The organism is Streptomyces sp. NPDC002884, assembly GCF_040295245.1.
GTDB lineage: Bacteria > Actinomycetota > Actinomycetes > Streptomycetales > Streptomycetaceae > Streptomyces.
Genome location: NZ_JBEOVB010000058.1, coordinates 18236 through 27230, shown reverse-complemented (window position 1 = coordinate 27230; position 8995 = coordinate 18236). Strand labels below are relative to the sequence as shown.

At 77.1% G+C, this 8995-nt stretch carries 4 protein-coding genes; all 4 read right to left on the bottom strand.

The genetic code is table 11. From position 1 onward, the window contains the following. Positions 1-132: 132 nt before the first annotated feature. The 4 genes from ABT070_RS44035 to ABT070_RS44020 all read right to left on the bottom strand — a co-directional run bounded on the left by ABT070_RS44035 (position 133) and on the right by ABT070_RS44020 (position 8868). Entirely contained in the window at positions 133-1407 is a 1275-nt protein-coding gene (locus ABT070_RS44035) for a S8 family serine peptidase (RefSeq protein WP_351768727.1), read from the bottom strand. Positions 1408-1458: 51 nt separating this feature from the next. After that, positions 1459-3882 (bottom strand): AfsR/SARP family transcriptional regulator, encoded by a 2424-nt coding sequence (locus ABT070_RS44030; RefSeq protein WP_351768726.1) that lies wholly within the window; start codon positions 3880-3882, stop codon positions 1459-1461. A 10-nt stretch (positions 3883-3892) separates the two neighbouring features. Further along, entirely contained in the window at positions 3893-5422 is a 1530-nt protein-coding gene (locus ABT070_RS44025; RefSeq protein ID WP_351768724.1) for a ricin-type beta-trefoil lectin domain protein, read from the bottom strand. Positions 5423-5646: 224 nt separating this feature from the next. Then, positions 5647-8868, bottom strand: coding sequence for an AfsR/SARP family transcriptional regulator (locus ABT070_RS44020; RefSeq protein WP_351768722.1), 3222 nt, complete (start codon positions 8866-8868; stop codon positions 5647-5649). Positions 8869-8995: the final 127 nt, after the last annotated feature.

Sequence of the window (8995 nt, the reverse complement as noted above, 5' to 3'; positions counted from 1 at the left end):
GTCTGTACATGGACGTACCCCGGGGAGGGGCCCGGCCCCGGGGCGGGGCCCCTCCACGCTCGACGGTTCCTCCGGCACGGGCGTCCCACGCGACGGCCGCCTCCGCGCGGGACGCCCCCGCCCGGGACGTGTTCAGGCCTCCGCGGCGCCGTCCGGGCGGCCGCGCCGGGCGCGGATCACGCCCCGCGCGGCCGCCGCCGCCAGCAGCATCAGGAGGCACACCGAGCCCACGGCCACGGCGATCCGGCGCGGGCCCGGGTCGTCGGCGGGCAGCGACAGCACCACCCGCTCCGTCGGCGCCCGCCGCGGCCCGGCGGTCCCTGCGTCGTGCGGTACGACGGTGAGGGAGGCGTAGGTGTCCAGGCGCGGCACGTCCGCCGGGTACGCGGTGCCGGTCAGCCGGCGCGCGGTCTCCTCGGCGCTCAGGTCCGGGTACCGCGACCGGACGAGCGCGGCGGCCCCGGCGACGTGGGCGGTGGCGAAGGAGGCGCCGGTGCCGGTGAAGTTGCCGGTGCCGCGCGGGCCGGTGCCGACGACCTTGTCGCCCGGTGCGGCCAGGTCGGCCCGGACCGGCTCGGGCGCCCCGTCGGGGCGGCTGCCGTCGGGGCCGAAGTCCAGGACGGACAGCACACCCTCGTCCGACGCGGGCCAGTAGCGCGCGGCCGGGGCGGCCTGCGTCGTGGCGCCGGACACGCCCGTGGTGTCCCCCGCGGCGTCGGGCACGGCCGCGGCGACCACCAGGCAGTCGCGGGCGACGGCGTAACGGACCGCCGCCCTCAGCGCCTTGCTGCCCCGGGACAGCGCCAGCGGGACCGCGACGACCCCGGCTCGGGCGTCGGCCGCCGCGCGGATGCCGACGGCGACGCTCGCGGCGTCGGCCAGACCGCGGGCGTCGGTGCCGCGTACGGCGAGGACGCGGGCGTCGGGGGCCATTCCGCCGAAGTCGGCGCCGGTGCCGTCGTACTCCGCGGCGATGAGTCCCGCGACGAAGCTGCCGTGTCCGACACAGTCCTCGGCGGCCTCCCCCACCGCCTCGACCCGGCCCTTGAGACCGTGGGTCCCCGTCGCGACGCCCGTGTCGACGACGGCGACGGTGACTCCCGCGCCCCGGGAGTAGGCCCGGGCGCCGGACAGTCCGAGCACGGCGTGCGTCCACGGGACGACCGTCATCGTGGTCGGCGACGGCCGGGTGCAGTCGGCGCCGGTGCCCAGGGACCCGGGAATGACGGGCAGCCGTACGGTCGAGCCGGTCGCGGCCGGGGCCGGTGACGCGTCGTCGGCCAGGGCGACCGGCGCGGGACAGACGGTGAGCGCGAGGGCGCACAGACCGGCGGGGACGGCGTACCGGGTGCGGTGGGGGGACGGGGCGGGCCGGGCCGCCCTGCGCGACGGCCGGGAGAGGGGCATGTGCGGTCCAGTCCTTCGGTGGTGGGGCGGCCGCCGGTCGGGGCGAGCCGGTCAGAGCGAGAACGTCTCCGGTTCCACGGGGAGGAGGCGGCCGGTGCCCGGCAGCGGGGCCGGAGCCTCGGCGGATCCGTCGCCGTGGGGCCACGGGGCCCACGGCCCGTCGTCCGGGAGCGCGTGGCGGACGAGATGGCCGAGCAGGCGGCGCACGGCGGCGGCGCGTGTCGACGGGCCGTCGGCCGTGTGCACCAGCTCGTGGGCGTACGAGCGTTCCAGGGGCCGCAGGGCGAAGCGGCCCGGCGCGCGCTCGTCCAGGAGGTGCACTCCGGTGAGCGCGGACAGCAGGACGCGGGCCCGTCGGGGGCCCGTGCCGGCCAGGGCGGCGGCCTCCGTGACGCCCGTCTCGGGCTCCGGGTGCAGGGCGAGCAGCCGGAACAGCCGGGCGGCGTCGGGGTCGAGCGTCCGGTACGAGCCGTACAGGCTCCGCCGTACGGTGGTCCGGTCGCTCTCCCCCGGGGTGCCGGGCGGAACGGGCGACGCCGTCGGTTCCCCCGGGGTGTCCATGAATCGTCCGGCGGCCAGCTGGAGGGCGAACGGCAGTCCGGCGCAGTGTTCCAGGAGCCGCTCGGTCCGCTCGGGGTCGGCGGCGAGCCGGTCGGGACCGAGGCGGGTCGCCAGAAGTTCCCGGGACTCCTCGGGGGTGAGCGGGCCCAGGACGACACGGTGGGCGCCCTCCGCCGCGACCAGCCCGGAGAGCTGGTCGCGGCTGGTCACCAACACCATGCAGCCGGGCGTGGCGGGCAGCAGCGGCCGGACCTGCGCGGTGTCGCGGGCATCGTCCAGCAGGAGCAGAAAGCGTCGTCGGGAGAGCACACTGCGCCACAGGGCGGTGTGCGCGTCCACGTCGTCGGGGTCGGCGGGCAGCCGGTCCGGAGGGACGTCCAGTGCCGCGAGGAGACCGCGGATCGCCTCGCCCGGCGCGACCGGCGCGGCAGAGGGGTCGTAGCCCCGCAGGGCGACGCGGATCAGCCCGTCGGGGAACCGGTCGGCCAGACGGCGGGCGGCCTCGGCCGCGAGGGCGCTCTTGCCGGAACCGGCCGGGCCGCAGACGGCGGCGAGTCTCACGGTCTCGTCCCCGGGCCGGGCGGCCTCGGCCGTGGCCTCGGCGAGCAGCCTCGCCGTCTCGGTCAGGCGCCCGACGAACGCGTGCGGGGGCGCGGGCGCGTCCCCGCCGAACGTGAGCGGCCGGCGCCCCTCGCCTTGGCCGCCGGTACCTTCCGGGCGGGGCGGGGTGCCGTCCGTGGGCGGAGCGGCCGACGGTCCCGCCGTGGGCCCCGGCACGCTGCACGGCTCGCCGGTGCGGTCCGGCGCCGGGGCGGACGGGGGTGTCGTAGGCGTGGGACCGCCGTGTTCGCCGTGCGCCGGCGTACCGGTCCGCCGACGCTCCGGCCGCCGGGTGTGCTCGGGGCGCGCCGGGTGCCGCGCTTGTTCCGAGTACCGCGGATGCTCCGGAGACTCCGGGTGCTTCGGCGACTCCGGGTGCTCCGGGGTCTCCGAGAGCTTCGGCGACCGCAGGCACTCAGGGGGCTGTGGGTGCTGTGGGTACTCCAGTGACTTCGGTGACTTCGGTGACTCTGGATGTTTGGGGTGTTTCGGGTGTTTCGGCCGGGCGCCGACCGGGGGGCGGTTCAGGTCGCCGCCGAGCACGCGCTCGTGCGCGGCGCGCAGTTCGGTGCCCGGGGTGACGCCCAGTTCCTCGGCGAGCCGGGTCCGGGCGCGGTGGCACACGTCGAGCGCTTCGGCCTGATGGCCGGTGACGGCGAGCGCCAACGCCAGTTTCGCGTGGACCCCCTCGTCGAGGGGGTGGCGGGCGGCGCACCGTTCGATCGCCGGGAGGACGCGGTCCGCGAGGCCGTCGCGCAGGGCCGTGTCCGCGGCCTCGCGGACAGCCGCCACGTACTCGTCGTCGAGGGCGGTGAAGATGCGGTGGGCGCGCGCGACGGCCGGGACTCCGGCGGCAACCGGCCCCCGCCACAGCGCCAAGGCGTCGTTGAACCGCTCCACGGCCTCCGCCGCGTCCCCCGCCCGAGCGGCCTCCAGGGCTCGCTCGCGCAGCAGGCGGAAGCGGGTCAGGTCCACGTCGTCCGCGCCGACGCGCAGCCGATAGCCGCCGCTGACCCGGACCAGCCGCTGTCCCTCGGTACGGTTGGGCAGCTCCGGCTCCAGGACCCGGCGGAGCATGCCGATGTGCCGGTGGATCACATTGGTCGCGCTCACCGGCTGCCCCTGGCCCCACAGCACGTCGGCGATCTCACCGACCGGTACGGGACGTTTCACGCGCACCAGCAGCACCGCCAGGGTGGCGCGCTGCTGCGGGGGCCCGAGATCCAGCTCGGTGCCGTCGCGCCATGCGCGCATCGGCCCCAGCACGGAGAACGACGGCGCCGTGGGGTCCTGACCCATCACCTGCTCTCCCACCGCACCGTCCTCACCCCAGGCGCCACTTCTGGTTCTGCGTCCCGGTGCACGTCCACAGCTGGAGCCGGGCGCCGTTGTCGGTCTGCTGGTCCTTGACGTCCACGCACTTGTCGGCCCGGACGTTGACCAGGTCCCCCGCGGAGTTGAGCCGGAACCGCTGGCCCGAGCCGGCATTGCAGTTCGCGAGCCGGATCGCGGCACCGTCGCTCACGGAGGCCGAGGCGACCTCCATGCACAGGCCGAGCGAGCGCACCGTGCCGTCCGAGTAGAGCGACCAGCGTTGCCACTTGGCGCCGGTGCAGTCCCAGATCTGGAGGGGCGTGCCGGCACTGGCGGTGCCGTCGGTGACGTCCGCGCAGCGGCCGGAGGCCGAGCCGACGAGGGCTCCGGCCGCCTGCACGGACGGGGCCGCGGCGGCCTGTGCCGCGGACGGCGTCGAGGCCGTGGACTTCACCGGCCGGTCGTCGTCCGCAGCCGCCGGGGCCGCTGCCGCCGCGGCACCCGCGGCGGCCTTGCCCGTGGCCGCGCCGGAGCCGCTTTTGAGGGAGCCCTCTCCGGACCCGGACCCGTTCGCGGCGGGCCGCGGCGAGGTGGCAGTGCCGGTGCCCGGCCGGGTGCCGGTGGTGGGCCGGGCGGAGGGAGCGGTGGAGGCGGCAGTGCCGGGGACACCGCCGGGTCCGTCCTCGCCGTCCTGCGAGAAGCCGCCGCGCGCGGACTGGACGGTGTCGGATGCGGACGAGTCGCCTCCGGAGCCGACCAGCAGGAACGAACTCCCCGCCACGAGCAGGGCCAGCAGGGAGACGCCGATGACCGACTCGCGGGAGATACGGCGGCCGCCGTTCTCCGTGTCACCGTCGTCGCCGTCCCGGCCCGTGTCCGAGACGAGGGCCACCGTCCGGGCTGCACCGGCGGCGCCGGCGGCAGTGCCCTCGGCCGTGCCGCCCGGGGCCTCGGGTCGGCCCTCGGAACGCCCCTCGCCCGAGCCCTCGTCGGCGTCGGGCCCGGCACCACCCTCCCGGCGCCCGGCGCCCGGTGCCGTGGCGCCCGCCGCTCCGGCGCCCGCCGCTCCGGCATCCGGTGCTCCACCGTCCGGACTCTCGGTGTCGGTGTCGGTGTCGGTGTCGTCGGCGTCGTGGTCGGTGTCGGCGTCGTCGTCGGCGGTCGGCCGGAGGGACCCGCCCGCGGTCGTCACGGTCGTCACTGCGGCCGACGTGAGCGGAGCCGGCGCGGTGGTGCCGGACACGGCCGGGGCTTCCCCGGCCGAGGTCTCGCCGGCCGAGGGCTCCTCGGCGGGTCCGGTGACCGGCTCCGCGGGGTCGGTCCGTCCGACGCCGACGCCGGAGCCGACGCCGGAGCCGATACCGACGGCAGGACCGGCGGGCCGAGTCCCGTCGCTGCCCCGCGCGACGGCCGCGGCGGCTTCCTCGGATCCCCGCTCCGCGGCACCGTCCGTCTCCGGCGGTTCCGCAGCCGCCACCGCGAGGCCGCTGGACGAGGACGCCCTCGCGTCCCCGGGGCGTGGTGTTCCCCCGCGCGTCATAGTCCACTTCCCTGGATCAAGCCTGGATCAAGCGTGCGACCGGCTGTGCTCATACCTGCATCCGTGTCCGTGCCCGCGCCCTGGCGCGGCGCCACGACCGTCCGCCGGGCGACCGGGCGACGGTGGGGACCGTCCCCCTCCGGGTCAGCGTAGGTCGGTCCAGTGACAGGAAACTGACCCTGCCGGAACGAACGGAGCGTCAGGTTCCGCAGGTGTCGCGCCCGTCACGTGGAGGCGTCCGACACCAGCCGCAGGGACGGGCGCGCCGGGGGCTCCGCGCCGGTCCGGTCCTGCACAGGCAGGTCTCGGATCCTGGTCCGGAGCGTGGCGGCGGCCTCCCGCACCTCGGGGGTCTCGTGGTCCAGGGTGTCCCGTACGGCGAGCGCGCGCGCCCAGGCCGTCCGGGCGGCCCCCGGATCGGCGGCGGCACGGTGCGCCTCGCCGATGCGGACCAGACAGCGGAACTCGTGGTGCCCGTCCCCGGCCGCCCGGTACAGCTCCAGGGCACGCTGGTGGGCGAGGAGCGCGCGACGGTGATCGCCGAGTGCGTCGTGACAGCGGCCGAGCGCGCCGCGGACCGCGGCCTCGGCATGCGGCTCGGCGAGGCCGCGCACGGCTTCGAGTGCCTGCCGGGTCACGGCGAACCCGTCGATGGGCCGGCCCAGCAGGAGTTGGATCCTGGCGAGCGCGAGGAGCGCGCCGGACTCGCCCACCCGGTCACCCGCGCCCCGGTGCCGCTCCACGGCCCGCTCCGCGTGACCGAGGGCCTCGTCGAGGCGGCCCTGCCCCTCGTACAGGCGGCTGAGCCGCCGGTGCACATCGCCCTGTCCGGGCAGGTCGCCGAGTTCGCCGAAGAGTTCGTGGGCCCGGCGCAGTTGGATGTGGGCGTCCTCCGTACGGCCGAGGCGTCCGGTGAGTTCCCCGAGGGAGCTGTACGCGTGGGCGAGCGCCACCGGGTCGCAGAGGTGCCGGGCCGAGTCGAGGGCGGCCCGCCGGGGCTCGACGGCGTCGTGGCGCAGTCCCTGCTGGTCGAGGAGGAGTTCGACCAGCCGGGCGAGCCGCCAGGTGTGGTCGTGGAATCCGTGGCGGGAGGCCAGGCCGACCAGACCGACCAGACCACGGATCTCGGCGCCGCACCAGGCGAGGGCGTGGGCGGCGCTGCCGTGCTCGATCGTGGTGACGCCGGGCAGGGCGGGCGGCGGCGGGGGGACGATCCGGTGCGGGGAGAGCCGGGCGAGGGCGTTGCGGGCCGTGTGCAGATGGTGGTCGAGCACCCTCCGCAGGGCCAGCCGTGACGCCTCGGCGTCGGGCTGGCTGTCGTCCCGTCGCACACGTGGTTCACCGCCACGGGCGTCCGGCCCGCCGTCCGCGGCGGGGCCGGGTCCCGTGGTGGCGGTCTCGTGCTCGTCGGGGCGGGCGAGTTCGTTCGCGTACGTCCCGACGAGCCGCGGACGGTGGTACCGGTCGCCGAGCCGTTCCGTGAGGAGTCCCGCGCGGACGAGTTCGCCGAGCGGGTGCCGGACCCGCTCCACGGACAGCGCGGCGGCACTCGCGGCGGCGGCCGTGGAGATCGTCGTACCCGGACAGGCGGCGAGGAGCCGGAAGACGCGGGCCGCGCCCGAGCTGAGCGTGCGGCCGGAGGCGTCGAGGGCCGCCCGTACCTCGGGTACGGCGTCCAGTCCCCCGTTCGCCGAGCGGATCTCCTCGGCGAGCGCGGCGAGGGGAAAGGCCGGTCCCGCGGAGACACGGGCCGCGGCGGCCGCCAGTGCGAGGGGCAGTCCCCCGGTCAGCACGGTGAGCACGCGGACGGCGTCCTCCTCGGCGGCCACCCGCTCGGCGCCGAGCCGGGCGGCGAGACAGTCGCGGGCCTCGTCTGCGTCGAAGGGGGCCAGGTCGAGGAAGCGGCTGTCCCGCGCGCCGCCCGCGATCTCGCGGAGCGGGGACCGGCTGGTGACGACCGCGAGGCAGCCCGGGACGTCGGGGAGGATGTCCCGTATCTGCGCGGCGTCGCGGACGTCGTCGAGGAAGACCAGGACCCGGCGGCCGGCCAGTGCCTCCCGGTAGCGCCGCGGTCGCTCGTCCCCGGACATCCGCTCCGGCGGCAGACCCAGGGCGCGCAGGAACCCGCACAGGATGACGGCGGGGTCGGCCGGGGGCGTGCCGGGGGTGTGGCCGCGCAGGTTCGCGTAGAGCTGTCCGTCGGGGAAGCCGGGTGCCGCGCGGTGGGCCCAGCGGCCCGCCAGCGCGGTCTTGCCCACGCCCGGCGGCCCGCTGAGGACGACCACGGCCGCGGGTCCGTCCGCGGCGCCGGGCCCGGCCAGGAGCGCCAGCTCCCGCTTCCGACCGACGAACACCGGCAGTCCCGGCGGGAGTTGAGCGGGAGCGGAGTCGGCGACCGACGGCCGGCCCGCCGGACCCGGGACGGTGGCCGACGGGGCGGATCCCACGGGGGCGGACGCCGACACGACGGTGGACGACACGACGGACGCCGACGCGGCAGGGGGCGGCGCGGCGGTGGACGACGCGGCGAGGGGCGGCTCGGCGGACGTCGGCACAGCAGGGGGCAACACGGCGGACGTCGGCACGGCGGGCGCCGGCGCGGCGGGGGGCGGGCCGAGTACGTGGCGGGCGGCTGCCCGCAGTTCCTGGCCTGGTCCGATGCCCAGTTCGTCGGCGAGTCTGGCCTTCACCGCCCGGTAGGTCCGCAGTGCTTCGCGCACCCGGTCGGTGGCCATCAAGGCGTACAGCAGGCGGGCGTGCAGCGGCTCGTCGAGGGGCCGTTCGGCGGCGCAGCGGCGCAGGGCGCCCAGCAGTTCGCCCGCGAGGCCGCAGCGCAGGGCCGCGTCGGCGGCCTCCTTGACCACGGCGTGGTACTCCCGGTCCAGCGCCTTGAAGGCGGGGGCGGTGTGCATGGACGGCGGCAGTCCGTCGAGCGGGTGGCCGGACCAGAGGGCCAGTGCCTCGACGTACATCGCCGCGCTCCGCCGCGTGGCGCCGTCGTCCCGTACCCGCCGGGCCTCCTGGGCCAGCTGACGGAAGCGCAGCAGGTCGAGGGAGTCCGCGTCGGCCTCGATGCGGTAGCCGCCGGCTCCGCGCAGGAGCCAGCCGCCGGCCGCCCGCGCGGGGAGGCCGGGTTCCAGGGTGCGGCGCAGCAGGCCGATGTGCCGGTAGACCAGGGTGAGGGCGCTGACCGGCGGCTCCTCGCCCCACAGCGCGTCGACGATCTGCTCGACCTCCAGCGGCTGCCCGGGGCGGGCGAGCAGCAGGGCGAGCAGTCCGCGCTGCTGGGGCGGGCCGAGTTCCAGGGCGGTTCCGTCGCGCGAGGCGCGGACGGGCCCCAGAACCGAGAACCACAGCTTGCCCCGCTCGGGTGTGGTCCCGCTGTCCTTGGTGACACCCGTCGGCATGTTCCTGGCCTTCCCCGTTCCGGCACCGACGTCGTCCACGATCGCCCCGCACCCTGAGCTCAATTGCGATCCGAACGCTAGAGCGAGTCTCTTGGAGTTGACTTGGAACCGGCCTGGCGGGTGGGCAGTATGCCGAGGTGCCGCCTGCCTCGGCGTCCGGGCGCGG